This is a genomic window from Tenuifilum thalassicum (assembly GCF_013265555.1).
In the GTDB taxonomy this organism is placed as follows: domain Bacteria; phylum Bacteroidota; class Bacteroidia; order Bacteroidales; family Tenuifilaceae; genus Tenuifilum; species Tenuifilum thalassicum.
On record NZ_CP041345.1, the window covers coordinates 1,645,602 to 1,666,429 of the forward strand.

A 20,828-nucleotide genomic window follows, 5' to 3' on the forward strand; every position below is an offset into this window, starting at 1 on the left:
CATGAATTTTTTAATCAGAGGTACTTGGTTCATATGTTTCAAATGTGTTATCGTTGTAAAAAATAATTACACGTTTAACCGACTTATGCATATTTACATTTGTAACCTGGCTTGATTTCGCAATGTTTCCTGATTTTTTATCAGCTGAATCCTTTCCCCTTTCGCTTAAACCTTCGTTTATGTTGTTCTGGTTTGATGTACTAGAATTAGAATCCTGAAAAAGCGTTTGTTGTACAACTACTTTCGTCATATTTCCCTTTCCCGTTATAAGCCATTCCATGTTTATTTCTGGAATTTTAGTAGCAATTCTTAGCAAAAAATCAAAACTAGGCTTGTTTCTCCCAGAAAGTATATGAGAAATAGCACTTGGTTGTACTTCAAGTATTTCTGCAAACTTTGCTGCAGTTAAGTTGTATTTTCTCATTATTTTATCGAGCCTCTCACTTACCATATGCTAAACCTTTTCGCATAATTACAAATGTATACATTTCGCTTCAACTTTGCAAGTTACATATGTGTATTTGATTGTTTGGGTAAGATTACATATGTATATAGTAAAACTGGAGTGTTCTAATGCTTGAATTCTAGAGATGTTATAGTTATGCGATAACTATTTAATCTTATTGGAATCCTAAACCATCTGTCTTAATATTTGAGCTAAGCAAAAGAGCGATTTCGGGGAAAGGAGTATGAGATTGGAAAGCACCATCCGGGTAAACATTGACTTATTTTTACTTTTTATCCAATTGTTTTGAATACAGTATTCTTAAACCTAATTGAAAACCGATACAAAAAATACATGATTACCAAGCCAATAAACTACTTCTTAATACTGAAATCAATAAAATCCAAGGGCGTGGTTATTTTTAGGTAAGATTGGCACTAATAAACGCTCCCTATTGTTCAATTAGAATGTTAGTCACCTTGAGTTCATAAACAAGTTGATAACATACTTTTATATACTTATTCATTGCTATACAGTCAATAGCCCCTTATTGAATTATGGTGCAAATTACCACCATTTTTATCATCTAAGCCGATTTTGTATAGAATATCAATATATTTCATCTATTTAGCTAAACTGTAATATACAATAGTATGTGCATATATCTGGTATACAAATACATAAATTATAATTTAACAATACTTTAGGAGCTGGTATGCAAATAAAAGGAATATTATTTAAATACATAATTAATATAATGCTTGTAAATAACTGGTACACAGTTTTGTATATAATACGTTAACGCGCATTTGATATATCAAACATTTGTCTCATCCTGTTTATTTGCTATAAAACTTTCAAGGAATCTTTTAAGTTTACACATGTATACCTACAAACATGCTTTTTTGATGCTTTTTTCTTGAATTCTAATTTTATTGAAAGACGGATATTGTAGTATTTTGTAATAGCTAAACCACTAAATTCAAGTTTGGATAATTTATATTTTGAAAACAATCTATTTAACATAATTAAAAGAAAAAGATGATAAAAAAAGCAAGCAGATAACCTATAAGCCGGGTTCTGTACATTTACTGGGAAATTCCCAAAAATGCTCCTACCATTTATCTCGACCTGCAGTCGCCTGCAGGCTCATGCGACCTACCCCCTTCGACTCCTGGCTAGCAGGAACAGGACGGGCAGCCCTGCTTCAAACGAAATCGAAGTATACATGGTCTTGCAGCCCACAAGGTGCACGGCATACCATATCGCTATGGTACCCGGTGAGCTCTTACCTCACCTTTTCACCCTTACCATGCACAGGGCATGGCGGTTGTTTTCTGTTGCACTTCTATGCCCTCGCGAGCATCTTCCAGTTAGGAAGTGTGGTGCCCTGCGCTGCCCGGACTTTCCTCACCGGTATCTCACGGCGCGGTAGGACGGTTATCTGCTTGCTAATAATTATGTCAAATAATCCTATTTTACAAATACCATTGTTGCTCCAAAACCATACTCCTTAAACGATGCATCCTGATATCGAAGTTTCGGATACTTACTATTTAGCAACTTGGTAATTTCATACTTTAGCTTTCCATTGCCCACTCCATGTATGAATACCATTCGTTTGGTCGATTTACTTTTAATCCCCCCCTCTAAAGCTGTTTCAAAACGGGCTAGCTGGATTTTTAGAATTTCACCAGGAGTTAAATCTTTCCAGTCATCAACAAGTTCATGGATATGAAGATCTACCTCCTCCAATTCCAGAACAGGTTCTTTTTTACGTTTGACTTTAGGTTTTTCTTTTTGTTTAATTGCTTCAGAGATAGCCTTATCGGTTAGGTGCTTCAATATAAGTTCTCGTTTTGTGCTGGCAATTGAAATGATGTATGCGTCCTTGTCGAAATAATCGTTCTCTAAAAAATTCCCTCTTTTATAAAGTTTAATTGGATCAAGTTCTATATCGTAAAATTCAGGCTGATAAGGTTTAAAGGGGATATTCTTGTAGTAAATTGCTTGCAAGTTATACATGATAAGTTTGCTAATATCTCCTGGAGTAAGTTTCTTAATAAGCACCTTTGTGTCGGGTTGAAGAATTCCTGTACTGAATGGAGCATGATAATCATCAATAACGTTCGATAACACATAGAAAACTCTATAAGTGCTATCGTTAATAAGATATAGATCAAAATTACAATTTTGTAGATTGCTGTGATTTTCTGGAACAAAAGCCAGTTCAAGAGTAATATCTTCACCTTCTATATCTGAAATATCATCATCAACATCTAAATTGGTCGGTTCTTCAAACCTCTGTTTCCCCTCAGGAGTATTTTGTTTCTCATTTTTTTCTGAGTAATCTCGTACTAATACCTCATCGGCTGCAGGTTCAACAACAACCAGTTCTTTAATAAGTGCTGGAACTTCAAAACCATCGCTGGTTTTAACCAATGCAGTTTTTTTATCAATCATCTTAATCACCTGACCACCACCAACTTCGTTAAGAAAACGAACCTTACAACCTACTTTTACGTTCATATAAATTGATTTTCAGAAATTTGTAATCCTTATTAATCTGCAAAATTAGCTAATTTTGTGGCCTTATTTCAATATTCGGAGAAAGAAGTTATGGATGTTAAAAAAATTAGAATTGCTGATTATAATTATAGCTTACCAGATGAGCGCATTGCTAAACACCCATTAGAAAAAAGAGACCAATCTAAGCTGCTAGTTTATAAGAATAATCAGATTTCAAGTGATATTTTTAAAAATATTGACACCTACCTGCCAAATAAAAGCTTGCTTATACTCAATAATACGCGTGTAGTAAGAGCAAGGCTAAAGTTTACGAAAGCAACAGGAGCAAACATCGAGATTTTTTTAATTGAACCAGTTGAACCCTCGGATTATACCCTATCGTTTTCTAGTAAAGCAAAAGTTACTTGGAAGTGCATAGTCGGTAACATTAAGCGCTGGAAATCTGATGATTTACAGCTTAAAATATCAGGTACTTCTACCACCCTTACTGCAAAAATGCTCCGAAAATTAAGCGAAGGTGCTGAGGTTGAATTTTCTTGGAATGATAGTTCACTCACTTTTGCAGAAATAATAGAACTTTGCGGAAAGGTACCCATTCCACCCTACCTCAATAGGGATAGCGAAGAGATTGATAGCTACAGGTATCAAACCATATATGCTCAACCAGAGGGATCTGTTGCAGCTCCAACGGCAGGCTTACACTTTACCGATGAGGTATTCAAAAAACTAAAAGGTAAAGGGATTGAGCCAAGCTTTGTAACCCTTCACGTTGGTGCAGGAACTTTTAAACCTGTTACCGCTGAAACCATTGATGGCCACAAAATGCATACTGAGCATTTTTTTGTCGATATCAAAATGGTAGAAAAACTTTGGATAAGTAACGAAAAAGTTACCTGTGTGGGTACAACTACGTTGCGAACAGTTGAATCGATATACTGGCTAGGGGTAAAAGCAGCAATGGGACTGCTAGGCAGTAATTTTTTTGTGGGTCAATGGGAACCTTATGAGCTAGATGCAGTTATTAAACCTAAAGATGCCTTCAAAGCCTTATATGATTATATGAGAGACAAAGGGCTTGAAGCCCTTTCGGCATCCACGCAAATAATCATTGCTCCTGGTTACACCATTAAAAGTTGCGATATTCTGATAACCAACTTTCACCAGCCCCGTTCTACCCTTTTACTTCTTGTAGCTGCTGCAGTTGGAGAAAGCTGGAAAAGTATTTACCAATACGCACTTGAAAATGATTTTCGCTTTCTTAGCTATGGAGATAGCAGTATTCTTTTTGTGAATAAATAGAAATGATGAACTTTTTACCCACATCGGTAAAAGAGATAAGAGCGTTGGGCTGGGATCAGCCCGATATAATACTATTCACTGGTGATGCGTATGTAGATCATCCCGCATTTGGTGCTGCAGTCATAGGTAGAGTACTTGAAAGCCAAGGCTATAAAGTGGCAATTGTACCCCAGCCCAACTGGCGCGACGATTTACGAGATTTTAAGAAATTTGGAGAACCACGATTGTTTTTTGCTGTTACGGCAGGTAACATGGATTCCATGGTTAACCATTACACTGCTGCAAAACGTTTGCGTAGCGATGATGCCTATACTCCTGAAGGGAAATCGGGGTTTAGACCCGATTATGCAACTATCGTCTATGCCAATATACTAAAAAAACTATTTGCGAACACTCCTGTTATTATTGGAGGAGTTGAGGCTTCGTTAAGAAGGTTAACCCATTATGATTACTGGTCAGATTCGTTAAAACCAAGTATTCTGGTTGATAGCAAGGCCGATATCTTAGTTTACGGTATGGGAGAAAAAGCAATTGTAGAAATTGCGAATGGATTGAATAGCGGTTTACCTATTAGCGCGTTAAAAAGAATCAACCAGATAGCATATATAGATGAAAATTTTGAAAAGTATAGTAGGAGTGAAAAAACACATATATTGCACTCATTCGAGGAGTGCCTTAACGATAAGCTTAAGTTTGCCCATAATTTTAAGATAATTGAACAGGAGTCTAACAGAATCAATAGCAAGCTTCTAGTAGAACCCATTGGGAATAAATGCGTAGTGGTAAACCCACCGTTTAAACCTGCCACAACTAAGGAAGTTGATAGCTGGTACGATCTTCCCTATACCCGTTTACCTCATCCACGTTATAAAGGTAAAACTATTCCAGCCTGGGAAATGATTAAATTCTCGGTAAACATTCACAGAGGATGCTTTGGTGGTTGCAGCTTTTGCACAATTTCGGCTCATCAAGGTCGCTTTATCTCTTCGCGTTCCGAGCAATCCATTTTACAGGAGATTGATGAGATTAAAAAACTACCAGGTTTTAGTGGCTACCTAAGCGATTTGGGAGGGCCTTCGGCAAACATGTATGGCATGTTTCCCAACGACCTTAACATTTGCGCAAAATGTAAGCGACCATCATGCATTTATCCGAATATCTGCAAGAATCTCAATTCAAGCCATGAACGGATAAATAGATTGTATAAAAGAGTAAGAGAGATAAAGGGCATTAAGAAAGCATTCATAGGTAGTGGTATTCGATACGATTTATTTATTAATAGACAAGATAGCAAACACGAAAGGGAATATTTTGAGGATCTCTTTAAATTTCATGTATCAGGTCGACTAAAAGTTGCACCAGAACATACATCCGATATGGTGCTCAAAATGATGCGAAAACCCTCGTTTGAGCAATTTAAATTGCTAAAGCAATGGTTTGATAGGTTAAATAGTAAATATGGTCTAAAACAGCAACTTATCCCATACTTCATATCAAGTCATCCCGGCTCCACAGAAGAAGATATGAAGCAACTGGCAGACGAAACAAAGAAGTTGAATTTTAGGCTAGAGCAGGTTCAGGATTTTACACCAACACCCATGACACTTGCTTCGGCTATGTACTATTCAGGAATAAATCCTTACACAGGTGAAAAGGTTTACGTGGCCAAAACGATTGCTGAAAAGCGGAAACAGCAAAGCTATTTTTTCTGGTATAAGAGCCCCCCAGATAGTCAAAATAAAAAAAAGCGACAGCCACCCAGAGGCAGCCGTCGCAAAAAATAGGTATAATGCATTCAATTATAATGATGCGCTAATTAGGAACACAGCAGCTAACGAGATAATTGCGTAAAGCTCTGGGAATACGGCAAGAATCAGGGTATTAACGAATACTTTGTGTCCATTACCAATAGCAGTGATACCATTAGCACAAACCTGACCCTGACGAAGTGCAGAGAAAAGTCCTACAAATCCCATTGCTAAACCAGCACCAAAAATAGCAGCAGCTTGAGCCCATGTGATTTCTGGAACTAAAAAGCCTTTAAGCATAAAGTAACCGGTAAAGCCATAAAGACCTTGTGTACCTGCAAGAGCACTAAGCACAAGGAAGTTACCAAAAGCACCTGGCTCTTTTTTAAGTGCACCTACTGCAGCATTACCAGCAATGGTAACACCATAAGCACTACCAACACCTGAAAGGATAATCATTATCCCAATTCCAATGTAAGCAAAAATAATTGGTTCCATAGTTTTAAAATTTATTTGGTTATTAAATTAATCTGATAACTAGTTTATTGTAAATCAATTGATTTTTTACGGAAAGGATTATATTCCCTTCCACCACCAGTAAACCCAGCATTTTTATAAAACTCAACAAAGGTTAATCGCATGGGATGTACTAGTGAACCCAAAGCTGACATAAAAATGTTAATGGAATGCCCTGCAAAAAGTATTAATATGATAACAATATGCTTAAGCACAGGGGTATCCGGTGCCATACCAAAGGCCAAACTATTAAATACACTACCTAATATTCCACTACTCAAACCTAGGGCAAATAGACGAATGTAAGATAGAGTATCACCCAGAAGGCCTGTTGCCATATTGTAGGTATCCCATAGCCCTAATCCAAAGTTAAATAGAGGATTTTTGCCAGGTGAGTTGAAAAACATAATTCCAATTCCAGCAATACCAAGTATTACTAGGTGAACATTCCCAAATAGTTTAAGAGAACTATTTGGATCTTGACCTAAGAAGTAAAAGATTGGCATGCTAATTATGAGTATCACCCAGCTTATGGTTGATATTGCATGCTTCCAGGAGTACTGTATCCAAAGATTTGCAGCTTTAACGCACATACCAAAAACGATTTGAACCAAACCAAGTATGAGCGACAGCTTAAACATCTTATCCTGATCAAAGAAGTAGGATTTAAAGTTCTGGAGTGCAGGAATATCAAGTTCAACAAGGCTGGCTCCAAAAACTGTTCCTGTAAGGGCCCCAAATAGCACGGTTGCCAAACCTAAAAGCTGAATTAATGTTAGAATGGGTTTAAACTCTGGCTTTGCCTTAAACTTATAAATGGTTGCACCAATTACAAACAGCAAACCATAGCCAGCATCACCAAAGCAAAAACCAAAGAATAGCATGAAAAAGGGCGCAAAGAATGGGGTCAAATCGAGTTCGGCGTATGTTGGTAAAGCAAAAAGCTTGCTAATAGGTTCAAATAGTTTCGCAAACTTATTATTTCTCAACAGAACAGGGGCATTATCGTGTGGCTCTGCTTTAGACGAAATATAAATCACGCTTTCAGAATCAAGGAACTTTTTGACCTGATCGTTAAGATTCTCAGGCACCCAACCCTCAAGAACCATTAGTGTGTTTTCGGCCTCGGCAACGGCACTCGATTTTACCATCTTAAAATCGAGCTGATTTGTAAGTTGGGTTTGTTCCTCCTTCAGCGTATCGATGTATAAAGCAAGGAAATCGAGTTCCTTATCTATCTCAGCTATTTTCTCTTCATAATGTTTAATCTCATCTTCCTTTTGTTTTGCTGAGAATTGAGGAATTCGAACCTCTTGAGCCTCATCGGGAATGGTTTCGCCAGAGAAATTAACCATAACAAAGTAGAATAATCCACCTGTTTGGCTAATCACTTCAATGGGGTACTCATTGAGCCACTCCTCCTTAAATGCTTTTTCCGAAGCAATAAAGAAACGAATGCTAATTCCCTTATCAATCAGTTTTTTGACTAGTTCCAAGTCAAAATTACCCCAAGGCTTAACCTCTGCCAGCTCTTTCTGAGCCTTTTTAATGGCATTTTCAAACTGTTCACGCTCACGCTGAAGTTGTTCCACTCGTTCTACAACTTCGTTGGCAGTGAGATGCAGAGTGATTTCCTGGATGGGGGCAACACGATTTTCTAAGAACTTAATGGTTGTTGAGATGCCATTAATCCTATCAAGGATTTCCTTTTCGGACTCATCAACCACTCTGTTTTCCCTAGAAATATCAACCACGCCTATTTTTTGAAGTTTTCTAAGAAAATCATCAAAATCGCGGTGATAAATCAGGAAATTATATTTATACATAGGGGTTATCATGACTCAACCTCCGCATTTTCGTAGCGTTTCTTCACAATCTTCATGGCCGATTTCGAAAGGTTTTCCTCATCCTCAAGGAAACGTTTAATCTTTCGAATGGCATTTTCATATCCGGGAATCTGAACCTTTTCGTAGAGATTAACCTTTTGTGTGGTTTTCTTGCGTGCATGGTCGAGTAATCTCATCTTTTCGTGGTAGAAATCGCGTTCAATGCCAATTTCAGCCAGCTCTTTAAGAATCTTTACCCCATCGGCATACCAATATGGTCGAGCAAAAATGCTATAATCCTTTACACCAAAGATAACCTCTTCTAAAACAGGTATTTTGACCCCGGCAATTTTAATAGTTCCCAACTTAACATCGTCAATTCGAATAAGATCGCGTTCGAACTCGCCCCAAAGGCTAACCATATACTCGTAATCTTTTATCCGATTAGTCAGTTGATCTTCAAGTTCTTGCATCCTATCCTTAGCACGCTTAACCTCCATACGCAAGGCCGACTCCTTATTTTTAAGAGTAGGTAGGGCCCTTTGGCGGATTTTAAGCTGCTTATTGAGCTCGTTAAGCGACGTTTTATTGAACTGAAACTTAACTGCCATGGTTTAATAGTTATTAGTTAGCAGGCCAGTACTTCTCAACCAGCTCGTTTTTAATAGCAACCTCAGTTTTTGAGAAGTATTTGGCAAACAATTCCCATGCTGTATTAAGCATTGTGTCAACCTCTACATTAACATCAATTGCAAGTAATTTTTCTGAATAGTCGTGAGCAAACTTCAGAGCGCGCTCATCGTATTCGGTAAGGTCGAAACCATTTTCAAGTTTAGTTTTTGCGTTTGCTGCATCGGCATAAAGACGTACAGCAGCATTCATCACCTGAGGGTGATCTTCGCGAGTCTTCTTACCAATTACAAGTTGTTTCAAACGCGACAGGCTTCGGAACGGGTCAACAATCACTTTACCGGTATCGCTATCGGTACGAAGGAATAGCTGACCTTCGGTAATATAACCTGTGTTATCGGGGATAGCATGAGTAATGTCACCACCCGAAAGAGTTGTTACGGCGATAATGGTAATAGAGCCACCATCGGGGAACTGCACAGCCTTTTCATATATTTTAGCCAAGTCTGAGTAAAGGGAACCAGGCATTGAGTCCTTTGAGGGGATTTGATCCATACGGTTCGAAACGATACTCAAAGCATCGGCATAAAGAGTCATATCGGTAAGTAGCACAAGCACCTTTTCCTGTTTTTCAGCAGCAAAATACTCTGCTGCAGTAAGAGCCATATCTGGAACAAGAAGACGCTCTACAGGTGGTTGTTCGGTGGTATTTACAAAGCTGATAATACGGTCGAGCGCTCCTGCGTTTTCAAAAACGTTTTTAAAGAATAGGAAGTCATCGTTTGAGAGCCCCATACCACCAAGAATAATCTTATCGGCTTGAGCACGAAGTGCTACCATAGCCATTACCTGGTTAAAAGGTTGATCGGGGTCGGCAAAGAAAGGAATTTTCTGACCGGTTACCAGTGTATTATTCAGGTCGATACCAGCAATACCTGTTGCAATAAGTTCCGATGGTTGCTTACGGCGAAGAGGGTTAACCGAAGGTCCTCCAATTTCACGAGGCTCGCCATCAATTTCGGAATCGCCGAACATGGGGCGGCCATATGCATCGAAGAATCGGCCGGCCAAATCGTCACCAACTTTAAGTTTTGGTGGCTCGCCAAAGAAAACAACTTCTGCGTTTGTCGGGATACCCTCAGTACCACTAAATACCTGAAGGGTAACCGTGTCGCCCATAATCTTTACAACCTGAGCCAATCGGCCATGTACCATGGCCAACTCCTCGTTGGCTACACCTTGCGCTTTAAGCGATACTGTAGCCTTAGTAATACCCGTAAGTTGGGTGTATATTCTTTGAAAAGCTTTTGTTTCCATTATTGTACCCTTCTTTCGTTAAGAATTGTTTCAAGCTCCTTCTCGTAGTTATAGAATTCTTCCGATTCAAAGTTGGAATAGTTCATTTGCCTTAAAGCGTTGATTACACGCTTGTAATAGGTTGCACACTGCTCAAAACTATCAAAATGGAAGTTTGTGTTGCATATGTCTAGTACCTTTTCAAGCATGTAGCGTTGACGCTTTAGTGGAGAGTTGCAATCTATCTTGTCGAAAGCATCCTGTTGAAGAATTACAAAGTCGATTGTTTCGGCTTTCCAGTATCTATCGTGGTATTCCAAGGGTACACCATCATCACCAAGGATGTTTATTTGCTCGTAAGCCTCTTTACCTCGTTGAATGATGTTTTTAGCTTTCATTACCATTTCCACCCAATTCTCGCTGATATTTTTATTTAGATACTCTTGAATCTCAGGGTATTCAAGGTATTTTGAGTAGCTATCCATTGGGTCGATGGCAGGATATCGCTTACTATCGGCACGTTGCTGTGAGAGGGCATAGAAACAGCGTGCCGCTTTTTTAGTTGATTCTGTAACGGGTTCCTTTAGGTTACCACCAGCAGGAGAAACCGTTCCAATAAAAGTAACAGATCCAGTAGTTCCATTATTTAAGTAAACGAAACCAGCACGAGCATAAAAGTTAGCAATAACAGCTGAAAGGTCCATGGGGAAAGCGTCTGGTCCGGGTAATTCCTCAAGACGGTTACTCATCTCACGCAAAGCTTGTGCCCAACGCGAGGTTGAGTCGGCAAGTAGAAGCACCTTTAAGCCCATTGATCTGTAGTACTCACCAATGGTCATAGCTGTATAAACCGAAGCTTCACGAGCAGCAACAGGCATGTTTGAAGTGTTACAAATAATGGTTGTACGCTCCATCAGTTTACGTCCGGTTCGTGGGTCGTCGAGATGAGGGAACTCGGTAAAGATTTCCACAACCTCGTTAGCACGTTCTCCGCAAGCAGCCATGATAATCATATCGGCTTCGGCTTGTTTGGAAAGGGCGTGCTGAAGCACAGTTTTACCACAACCAAAAGGTCCAGGGATAAAACCAGTACCACCTTCGGCAATAGGATTAAGGGTATCAATCACCCTAACGCCTGTTTCCATAATTTTGAATGGACGTGGTTTTTCCTTATATGCTGTAATAGCCTTTTTAACTGGCCATTTCTGATACATGGTAACGTTATGTTCCTCGCCTTTAGCATCAACCAGTACAGCTATGGTATCGGTTAACTTATACTTTCCAGCAGGAACAATTGATTTTACGGTATATGTACCTTCGAATTTGAAGGGAACCATAATTTTGTGCTTCACCCAGTTTTCGGGTACCTCACCAAGCCAATCTGCGGCTTGAACTTGAGTACCAGGTTCCACAAGAGGAGTGAAGTCCCACTCTGAGTCGAAGTCTAAAGCATCGGTATAGTCGCCTCGTTGGAGGAATATTCCTTTCATTTTAGAAAGGTCGTGCTGTAGACCGTCGTAGTTTTTTGAAAGCAGGCCAGGGCCAAGAGTTACCTCAAGCATGTGCCCCTGAAATTCCACAGGAGTACCCACCTTTAACCCGCGAGTGCTCTCGAATACCTGAACGTAAGCCAGGTTACCAATAACCTTGATTACCTCAGCCATCAGCTTGGTGCCCGCAAGGTCGATATAGCATATCTCGTTTTGGGCAACCGGTCCGTTAGCTTCAACAACTACAAGGTTTGCAATAATTCCGGTTACTTTTCCTTGAGTTTTCATTATTGAGTTAATTAATTATTATTCGTTAAAATTTTTCGGCGAGGTTGTAGGATGCTCTAAGATCATCGAATAACCTCTTGAAAAGTTCCTCTCCCGTTTTGGCGTCAAGCTTTAACCACCTGTGAACAATGCCAGCGCGTACAAAAAATCCGAGAATAAAGTTGATATTGAAGTAGTCCCAGGTTGTTAGCTCCTCAGACATTTCCCATTTTATTAGGTCGAGCTTACGCTCGCGTTCTAGGATATCGGGAATATCGGTAGCCTGTATCAACCTATCGATATAATCAAGTTCACGCTTCAATCCAAAGTCGGCAGCCTGACTCTTAGCAAGAATCTCGGTGAGCCAATTATTTCCAACAAGATGCAGGGCTGGATCGACACCCATTCTACGGCAGTTCAAGGCAGTCAGCACATTGTTAAAATCACGAATAAAGCTGAACCAATAGCGTAAAAAGCTATTTTTTTGATTAATTGCCAGGTCATAGAAATTCTCTAAGAATCGAACCTCTGGCAATTTTTCAGCCTCAAAAATATCGTGTGGTTCGTCATCCTCCTCATCGGGTTCGTCGGCTGAGCGTTTTTTACCTGTATGCTTATAGTAAAAATCCTGCATGTATTGCGGAAGAATGTTGATGTTCTCATCGAGGTCATCGAAAATGGATTTTTCGAATGAACCTAACTCGTTGAACTCAAGCCCACGATCGAGAAGCTTGTTAAGGAAGTTATCGTTATCGTAGGTTAAATGCAGGAACTCTACCAGGCGGTAATCGGAAGGATGAACTTGTTCTTTAACTTCCAGTTTCAAAGCATTAACGCTGAAATCTTTTCGGTCCTGTTCCATAAACAGTTCCGGAAGCCCAGCCACCAGGTAGTAGTAGTTTCGCATCATTCTACTTGCCTCCAAAAAGAAGTGCTACAATCTTAGGACGCATAAAGTCCTTGAATAGGTTCTCAAAGTCGGCATCGGTAAAGCTAACCACATAACTTCCATCCTTAGGTCCGATACGGAAACCATATTTAATTGCCTTATCAACCTTAACCTCTACCTCTTTATTGATAATTGATTGTGCTTTTGCAGCAAAATGGTCGGCAACAGCTTTAGCCATGTCCTCGGGAACTAATACCTGAAGACTAACAGCTTCGGCAGAGTTGGGATCCCAACGGTTAACAGCAGTTTCAATCACCTTCTTAACAAAATCAGCATCTTTAAGCGCGTCAACAACTGGCGTTTCATAAAGCTTAGCCTCAATCATTGAAGTGATTTGTTGTTTTAAGCCATTGATAACCTGTTTTGCCGACAGGGTAACCTCTGTATCGATATTTTTGCGATAGTCTTCTGCTTCCTTCTTGGCAGCGGCAACTATTTTCTCAGCTTCTGATTTAGCTTCGGAAAGAATTTTCTCTGCTTCTTCTTTTGCTTTTGCTACTAGCTGATTTGCCTCTGCTTGTCCTTTTTCCAAGCCTTCGCGGTATATCTTTTCGGTTAACTCTTGAAGCTTATTCTGCATAGCTTATCCTCCTGTAAGTTATTATTATTTTGTTAGTTAGTAATCTTCGTTTAACATCTAACCTTCACAAATATATTTGCGTGGTTATGAAAAAAACATGACAATTGTAATAATTTTAACCGACAAACACAACTATCAATCTTTTCAACATATCCTAATTATCAATATATCAACCAAATAAGCATACTGTTATATGAATAACATTTATAATTTATTAACACTACCTAATGTTATACAAAAAACAGTTAATGTTTTAATGCCTTGTCAAGAATCCCAATGAGAGTTTCAACAGGTTCAATACCAATTGATAACCTCACCATTCCTGGGAAAGGGTATTTATCGCCCCAAACAGGTTCAATGGGCATTAGGATGGTTTCGGCGTCTCCTAATGTTGGAATAAGATGAATGGAATCGGAAACTTTTTGGATAAATGTGTTACACCTTATCTGCTTTTCTTCAAAAGAATCGCCCTTAATATCAAAGGTAACAATAGCCCCAAATCCATTTTTAAATAAACTCTTAGCAATACCGTTTGTTGGATGAGTGTCTAATGAAGGATAAAGCACCTTTTCTACTAAAGGGTTTTCATTTAGAAGCTCAGCTACGGCTTTAGCATTGCTAAAATGTTGCTTTATACGCAGGTGGAATGTTTTAAGATAATCGAGTAGCCTGTAAGCATCATCGGGTGAAATCATATGTCCCACAAGCTTACGATACTCTATTGCCTTCTTAAGCAGCTCTTTATCGTTACCAGTTACAACTCCAGCGGAAAGGTTTCCATGACCTGCAAGATACTTGGTTGCGCTATGGATTACTATGTCGGCTCCAAAATCGAGGGGTTTAAAGATATATGGTGTTGCAAAGGTATTATCAACAATTACCTTGGCACCATACTTTTTACTAATGCTAATAATTTGTGGAACATCGGCAACAATAAGCATTGGGTTGGAGATAGTCTCAAGAAAAACCACCTGGGGCATATGCTGCTTCATAATCCGTTCAAATTCATCAATGGAATAGGATTCGCCACTTGGAGTAAACCTTACAATATCGAATCCTCTACGTTCAACCAATACCTTATCGATAAATGAGTTTGTTCCCCCGTATATTTCGGAAAAGAACAACCATTTTCCATTTTTCTTTTGATTCTGAAAGATTGAAAGGGCAATATCAATAGCGGCAAGTCCCGATTGGGTAAGAAGCGACCATGAGGCCCCCTCAATGTTGGCCAGGAATTCCTCGGTTTCAACAACGGTTGGGTTTCTGTAACGTGAGTAAATGTAAAGATCGGGGTCGGCTGGATGATCAATCTCATCGGCAAAAGCCTTTTTCATGGTAGGAATATCTTTTAACCAAAATCCTGAATCCCTGTAGATTGGTGTTCTAATAGAGTTTACCTTTTTCATCTCCATATTTTTGAATCGCAATTTAGTAAAAATAACATAGTTTGCTTACAGAGAAATAGCTTTTAACTCTCATCTTTAAAAAGATTGCATAATACTTCATCATTTATGATATTCGATTTTGTTTAAATCCCTTTCTTCATCTAAGATTAACTCAGCTAGAATGTAGATATCAAAAGGGGATAAATACAATCGAACTAGAGACAGAGAGTTTTTTCAAGAACTATACTGAATATTCCTTGAGTTTGAATAAATTTATGATTCTATACAATAAAATTAACTTGGGATAGAGTCAAGAGAACTTGACTAACAATCATACAAGAAATTAACACAGTTGAAATAAAATATGGAAGATATCTTTACAAAAACAAGTTGATTTAAATTACAATCTACTTTAGCTACTTTCCTTTACGCCAACGGCCAAAAATTGGAATTTTAGCTCTTGTTGAAGTTTGAAAAATGCCTTCATTTACTTTGCGTATATCCTCTATAACATAAAAAAGTTTAGGGTTGAATTTAAAAAGTATTTCCTGGATATCGGGAAGATTTTTACGATTAATTACAGAATAAACTATGCTAACGTCACCTTGAGCACCTTGAGCCTGAAATGTTGTGGCACCATACCCATGCGAATTTAAAATTTTAACAAGTTCGGCACCACCATTAATTGAAAAAACACGAACAAGCACCTTCCCAAATGCAAGCCGCTCTTCAACCATCATTCCAATATAGTTTCCTGCAGCGAAACCGGCAGCATAGCCAAAATAGCAGGCCCAGTTATTAAGATTTCCCATTATTTGGCTTATAGCAACTATCCAAATAAACACCTCAAAAAATCCTAAGATTGGTGCTATATTACGCTGACCTTTAGAGACATAAATAATTCTAAGAGTTCCAATGGTTACATCGCAAATCCTTGCAACAAAGATGAGAAATGGCAGAACGCCATACAAGTACAAATCGGAACTAAAAAAATCTGAACTCATATATTTTAATTAATGAGACAAAATTAGATAATTTCTCATTTCTGAGCTATTTTAGTATGCTCAAAATGTTGAAAAAGAATAGCTGATGAAAAGGATAATTTTAGTAATAGCTCTAACAACTTTTTATTTAAGTGTTTTTGCCCAGAAAGCCGAAGTTTCCAAAATAAATGCTAATGAGCTAACCAAAACGGTAAAATATCTCTCTTCCAAAAGGTTTATGGGGCGCTTACCTGGCACGCCGTACTATGTGCATGCTGCCCGATATGTTGCCACGCGCTTTAAAAGTGCTGGGTTAAAGCCACTTTTGGGTAAAAACATGCTACAAGAATTTACCGATGAAGTAAACATAATACTTGATGCACAAGTATATATTTTGGATGAGAACAACCGGCCGATTTACCCAATGCGTTTAGGCAAAGATTTCATTTGTAGAGGATTTTCAGGAGCAGGCGAAATAAGAGGAGAAGTAGTTTTTGCTGGATTTGGAATCAAAACCGATGAGTATAACGATTACCGAAGCATAAGTGTTAAGGATAAGATTGTTGCGGTGTTCAAATCGGCTCCACCATGGAAACCGTCTAGTGGAAATTGGGGCGACTGGTCGCCACGGGCAAAAGCCAGGGTTGCTCAAGAACTGGGAGCAAAGGGAATAATCTTTATCGGAGAACCAAATGGAATGCCAAAGACAATGATTTACGGTAGTATTGCTTGTGGCAGCAAGCCTCATCTTTATAAGTTTCCAATGATTCAGGCAGGAGAAAGACTTACCGACAGCCTTTTCAGCAAACTTCCATATAGCCCCAAAGAATACTACGAGATGCTTAAAAGAGATAAAGCCCCCCACTCTATTGAGACCGGAAAATCAGTATACATGAGGGTTGTTGCCGACTATCAAGAATTTAGAAAAACTTACAACGTTGTTGGTTATATAGAGGGTTCCGACCCCAAACTTAAAAACGAATACATTATATTAGGTGCTCACCTTGACCATGTTGGTTATCAAGGCAACCATGTTTACTTTCCAGGAGCCAACGATAATGCCTCAGGTGTGGCTGGTATAATTGCTATAGCTGAAGCGCTCAAGGAATCCCCAAAAAAACCTCGAAGGTCAATTGTATTTGTTGCATTCTCATCGGAAGAGTCGGGACTGAAAGGTTCCACATATTTTGTTAATCACCTTCCTTTTTCAACCGATAATGTAATAGCCATGCTTAACTTCGATTGCATAGGATCGGGCGATAGTATTGCTATAGGTGGTGGCAAGACCTATAAAAGACTATGGAGAAAAGCGATGCGATTAGACAAACGAAACACAAAGCTTCTTACTAAAAAAACATTTGGAGGTGGAGGTGCCGATGCGCAACCGTTCCATGAAAAGGGAATACCAACCCTGTACTTTTATGCCAAAAACGGATACCAACACTTACATCAAGCAACCGATACACAAGAAACTTTAAATCCCCTTGTGTTCGAGAAAACGGTTAGACTTGGCTTTTTAACAACAAAATATCTGGCAAAAGGAAGATATAGAAAAGAGAGGGCAAAATAAAAGAGAATAAAAAAGAGGGTGTTAGGCAAACTATCACCCTCCTTTGCAAAAGACCTATAAGTTGATTTTCAAATATATGAACCTCGAAAATAAGGTTTTAGATATCTATTTGCCTTCAAGCCAATCTATAACCCTCTTTGAATGAGGTTTTTCTCTTGGTGGAACAACATCAACCAGATTTCCGTTTTCGTCGATTAAATATTTCTGGAAATTCCATTTCACCTTGCTATCCATAACACCATTCTTACTTTTTTGGGTAAGCCACTGGTAAAGTGGATGCATATCATTACCCTTTACAGATATTTTTGACATCATTGGAAATGTAACATGAAATCTTGATGTGCAAAACTCCTTAATCTGTTCATTTGAACCAGGTTCTTGTCCCATAAAATTATTTGCAGGAAAGCCAATAATGATGAAGTTTTTATCCTTATACTTTTCGTATAAAGCTTGCAAATCTTCGTATTGTGGTGTAAGTCCGCACTTAGAGGCAGTGTTCACCACCATTACCTTCTTGCCCTTTAAACTCGATAAAGAGAACTCGTTACCGTCAATGTCGGTAACTGTGAAGCTATAAAAACCTGTGGTTTGAGCAGCAACTCCCATTGAGGTTACCGCAAATAGAGATATCAAAAAGTACTTCATTGCTGTTTATTTATTGATTATAAAATATAAACAGCACAAAAAGGAGAATGTTCAGTCCCTATATTTTTTCGAAGTTAGATTTTAGCAACCAACCTTTACTACCATCAGCAATTTTTATTTCGCACCAGTCTCCCACATTGCGCAAAGTTTCAACTTTTGTGCCTGCATGGAGAATGAACAAATCGTTGGAGTTATCCGAAGGGGAACTCTTAACCGCTACCGATGAGGTAGTTATTATGGCGTGATTAGAGTTTACCACTCTATTTTTCTGGACGTTACTAAATAAGATAAAAACGATAAAAAGAGCACCCAAAACCCATGAAAACCAGAAAGAGTTCTTTTTAATCTGATATCTACCAGAAAACTGGAAGAGAGATAGCAAAACAAGGGTAATTATGAATGATAACAAAGCCAGCAATGCCCATGTATTTGAGCTAAATAGGTTGGAAAGCTGATTTATCCATTTAGTTACAAAGAAATCGGGGATTGCTTCAATTTTATCGGTTGTATATGTTCTTGCCAATTCAAGGTTGAATTTAATATCATCATCGCTCGGGTTTAAAAGGTAAGCTCTTTCGTAGTTTAGTATTGCATGCGCCATGTCGTTTAGCTTAAAATAGGCATTGCCTAAGTTAAAATATAGCTCCGGGCTAACTTTCCCTTTTGCAATAATAGCCTCGTAGTGTTGGACAGCCTCGGTATATTTTCCCGACGAATAGAACTTGTTGGCTGCCACAAAAAGCGAATCAACATTCTGAGTAGCAACCTTGGCAAATATTGCCAATGGATATATTATAAACAATATGATAACTATTCGCTTCATAGGTCAATTTCCTCTACTTTTTTACTTTATTCTTTAACAAGCTTTCAAGTTCTTCAATAAGTTTGAAAGTCTTATCATAAATATCGGTCATTTGCGAATGCTCTGCCTCGGGAGCAAATCTGGCATATTCGCAAGTCTCTATGATGGAACGTAACTGTTCAATCTTTTCATCATCGATGCTATTATTTCTCAGATTTTCAGTTACATTTTCGAGGTTAAGCGTAGCTAAAGATAAATTCAACTTATCGGCAATATAGCCCCAAATAGCCTTATGAATTTCCTCAAAGAATTCGGCGCTTTTATTATCCTCTAAAAGTTCTTTGGCAAGTTTAAGTCGCTTCTGTGCAATTTTACTTGCCCTACGATTACGAACAAATGCAACATCTTGCATCTTACTGCGATATCTACGGTAAACATAGGAAAGTACAATAAAAACGGCCAATAATAAGAGGTAAAGGAACTGATAGTAGCCAGAAATAATCCAGAATGAATTGCGAGTCTTAAACTTAGATGAAGAAGTTTTAATATAACGTATATCCTTCCCAACATACTTAATATCCTCTTTACCGTAGCTAGCAACAACCATGTTGCTTGAAGCCGAAGAATCGGCTAACACCCTAATATTGAATGGTTTTGATTTGAGGGTAACATACTTTTCTTTTACCGGATCAAAGAAAGAAAAGGTAAAAGGTTCAATGTTATACTCACCAGCAGCTCTTGGAATGCATACATACTCAAAGGTTTTACTACCGCTGGCATTTGAGCCAGAAAGTTTAACATTATCGGAAATTTTAGGATCAAAAACCTCAAAACTTGAAGGGAATTTAACGGTAGGAGCGCCAATAAGTTTTAAATTACCAGAGCCTGAAACCTTTATTTTATAGGTAAAAGCGTCGTTAGCCTTAACTTCGGTTTTATCAACCGAAACGTCTAGTTTAAATTTTCCTACTGCACCTACAAAATCTTTAGGTTCGGGCTTTGGAAGTGGTTTAATATTGATAGTTATGGGTTTGCTTACCAAACGTTTCCTAAATGTTTCATAACCTCCCCCAAAAAATTCATCAAATATTGAGCGGGGACGGGCTGCACGACCTTGGTAAATAACAATTAGTTCAAAGGGATCAATTGTAATTTTATCGGCTTTTTGGGGGAATAAAACATACCTGCGAATTTCACCAGCGTTATATATTTTGCCATTAACATTTGCTCTATGAAAATTCACGTTAGGTGAGCTTTTTAGCTCCTGACTCCAGAATCCTTCAAACGAAGGGAATTTGGCATCTTCAAAATTAAGAATTCCAACTCTTGTGTAGATTTTAATCACCGCTTCAATTGGTTGACCTATATAGGCCGATTTACGGTTGACTTCAACCGTAACAAACAGCTCATCATCAGGCAAATTGTTGGATTCAACGTTAGCCGATTGCCTGCCAGTACTAGCGGTTGTTTGAGAAGATGTAGGAGATGATTTTATGACCTCAATAGAAATAGGATTTGAGCGGATACGCTTGTCGCCAACTACTGCTTCAGCCGGGTCAATAGTAAACTTGCCCTCCTTGTTAGCAACAAGAACATAAGAATATGTAAATGTATGGCTTTGGGTAACCTTTCCATTTATAACCTCAATGCTTGTACTACTGGATGTGCTTGGTCCAGCTAAAATATCAAAACTAGTAATAGAGGGTGGAATAAATTCCTTTGGTTTAGTATTTAGTGTGTACGAAAGGCTAAACTGCTCCCCTACTTCAACCAGATTTGGCGCATAAGCTTCAATTGTAGCATCTTGAGCTACTAGTAGCTGGCTGAGAGCAGTTAGAAATATTATGCCAATAAGTTTCTTCATAATT

General features: G+C 38.5%; 17 protein-coding genes and 1 other RNA gene. 3 read left to right on the forward strand and 15 right to left on the reverse strand.

Annotation, left to right across the window (positions count from 1 at the left end; all coding sequences use genetic code 11):
• Positions 1–10: 10 nt before the first annotated feature.
• The 3 genes from FHG85_RS06865 to FHG85_RS06875 all read right to left on the reverse strand — a co-directional run bounded on the left by FHG85_RS06865 (position 11) and on the right by FHG85_RS06875 (position 2,974).
• Positions 11–451, reverse strand: coding sequence for a helix-turn-helix domain-containing protein (locus FHG85_RS06865; protein ID WP_220429181.1), 441 nt, complete (start codon positions 449–451; stop codon positions 11–13).
• A gap of 1,047 nt (positions 452–1,498) precedes the next feature.
• Positions 1,499–1,893, reverse strand: an RNA gene (gene rnpB / locus FHG85_RS06870) — RNase P RNA component class A.
• Between the two features lie 25 nt (positions 1,894–1,918).
• Positions 1,919–2,974, reverse strand: a complete 1,056-nt coding sequence (locus FHG85_RS06875; protein WP_173074305.1) for a Smr/MutS family protein — start codon at positions 2,972–2,974, stop codon at positions 1,919–1,921.
• Between the two features lie 57 nt (positions 2,975–3,031).
• On the opposite strand from FHG85_RS06875, the gene FHG85_RS06880 reads away from it, so the two are divergent.
• Together FHG85_RS06880 and FHG85_RS06885 are read left to right on the forward strand one after the other, a co-directional pair.
• Positions 3,032–4,273 (forward strand): S-adenosylmethionine:tRNA ribosyltransferase-isomerase, encoded by a 1,242-nt coding sequence (locus tag FHG85_RS06880; protein WP_317167879.1) that lies wholly within the window; start codon positions 3,032–3,034, stop codon positions 4,271–4,273.
• A 2-nt stretch (positions 4,274–4,275) separates the two neighbouring features.
• A complete protein-coding gene (locus FHG85_RS06885) occupies positions 4,276–6,057 on the forward strand; it encodes a YgiQ family radical SAM protein (RefSeq protein ID WP_181954720.1) in 1,782 nt (593 codons plus the stop codon).
• Between the two features lie 15 nt (positions 6,058–6,072).
• On the opposite strand, the gene FHG85_RS06890 is transcribed toward FHG85_RS06885, so the two are convergent.
• From FHG85_RS06890 to FHG85_RS06930, 9 genes are all read right to left on the reverse strand, one after another.
• On the reverse strand, positions 6,073–6,519 hold the full coding sequence (locus FHG85_RS06890; RefSeq protein WP_173074307.1) for a V-type ATP synthase subunit K: 447 nt from the start codon (positions 6,517–6,519) through the stop codon (positions 6,073–6,075).
• Positions 6,520–6,563: 44 nt separating this feature from the next.
• Positions 6,564–8,363 (reverse strand): V-type ATP synthase subunit I, encoded by a 1,800-nt coding sequence (locus FHG85_RS06895; protein WP_173074309.1) that lies wholly within the window; start codon positions 8,361–8,363, stop codon positions 6,564–6,566.
• Between the two features lie 8 nt (positions 8,364–8,371).
• Positions 8,372–8,974 (reverse strand): V-type ATP synthase subunit D, encoded by a 603-nt coding sequence (locus tag FHG85_RS06900; RefSeq protein ID WP_173074312.1) that lies wholly within the window; start codon positions 8,972–8,974, stop codon positions 8,372–8,374.
• A gap of 13 nt (positions 8,975–8,987) precedes the next feature.
• Entirely contained in the window at positions 8,988–10,310 is a 1,323-nt protein-coding gene (locus FHG85_RS06905) for a V-type ATP synthase subunit B (RefSeq protein ID WP_173074314.1), read from the reverse strand.
• Positions 10,310–12,067: a V-type ATP synthase subunit A gene (locus FHG85_RS06910; RefSeq protein WP_173074316.1), complete on the reverse strand. Its 1,758-nt coding sequence runs from the start codon at positions 12,065–12,067 to the stop codon at positions 10,310–10,312. The genes FHG85_RS06905 and FHG85_RS06910 overlap by 1 nt, the downstream gene beginning before the upstream one ends.
• 25 nt (positions 12,068–12,092) lie before the next feature.
• The gene (locus FHG85_RS06915; RefSeq protein WP_220429182.1) at positions 12,093–12,956 is read right to left on the reverse strand and encodes a DUF2764 family protein; all 864 of its coding nucleotides are present in this window, start codon (positions 12,954–12,956) and stop codon (positions 12,093–12,095) included.
• A gap of 1 nt (position 12,957) precedes the next feature.
• Positions 12,958–13,575: a hypothetical protein gene (locus FHG85_RS06920; RefSeq protein ID WP_173074320.1), complete on the reverse strand. Its 618-nt coding sequence runs from the start codon at positions 13,573–13,575 to the stop codon at positions 12,958–12,960.
• Positions 13,576–13,820: 245 nt separating this feature from the next.
• Entirely contained in the window at positions 13,821–14,981 is a 1,161-nt protein-coding gene (locus FHG85_RS06925) for a trans-sulfuration enzyme family protein (protein WP_173074322.1), read from the reverse strand.
• A gap of 395 nt (positions 14,982–15,376) precedes the next feature.
• A complete protein-coding gene (locus FHG85_RS06930) occupies positions 15,377–15,964 on the reverse strand; it encodes a DUF2179 domain-containing protein (protein WP_173074324.1) in 588 nt (195 codons plus the stop codon).
• Positions 15,965–16,049: 85 nt separating this feature from the next.
• Here FHG85_RS06930 and FHG85_RS06935 point away from each other — a divergent pair, with 85 nt between their 5' ends.
• Entirely contained in the window at positions 16,050–17,513 is a 1,464-nt protein-coding gene (locus tag FHG85_RS06935) for a M20/M25/M40 family metallo-hydrolase (protein ID WP_173074326.1), read from the forward strand.
• Between the two features lie 105 nt (positions 17,514–17,618).
• Here FHG85_RS06935 and FHG85_RS06940 read toward each other — a convergent pair whose 3' ends face one another.
• From FHG85_RS06940 to FHG85_RS06950, 3 genes are read right to left on the reverse strand one after another with little or no spacing between them, the layout of a single operon-like run.
• Positions 17,619–18,158 (reverse strand): glutathione peroxidase, encoded by a 540-nt coding sequence (locus FHG85_RS06940; RefSeq protein WP_173074329.1) that lies wholly within the window; start codon positions 18,156–18,158, stop codon positions 17,619–17,621.
• Between the two features lie 58 nt (positions 18,159–18,216).
• Positions 18,217–18,981 (reverse strand): tetratricopeptide repeat protein, encoded by a 765-nt coding sequence (locus tag FHG85_RS06945; RefSeq protein WP_173074331.1) that lies wholly within the window; start codon positions 18,979–18,981, stop codon positions 18,217–18,219.
• A 13-nt stretch (positions 18,982–18,994) separates the two neighbouring features.
• Complete coding sequence (locus FHG85_RS06950) at positions 18,995–20,824, reverse strand: BatD family protein (RefSeq protein ID WP_173074333.1); 1,830 nt, start codon at positions 20,822–20,824, stop codon at positions 18,995–18,997.
• Positions 20,825–20,828 lie beyond the last annotated feature (4 nt).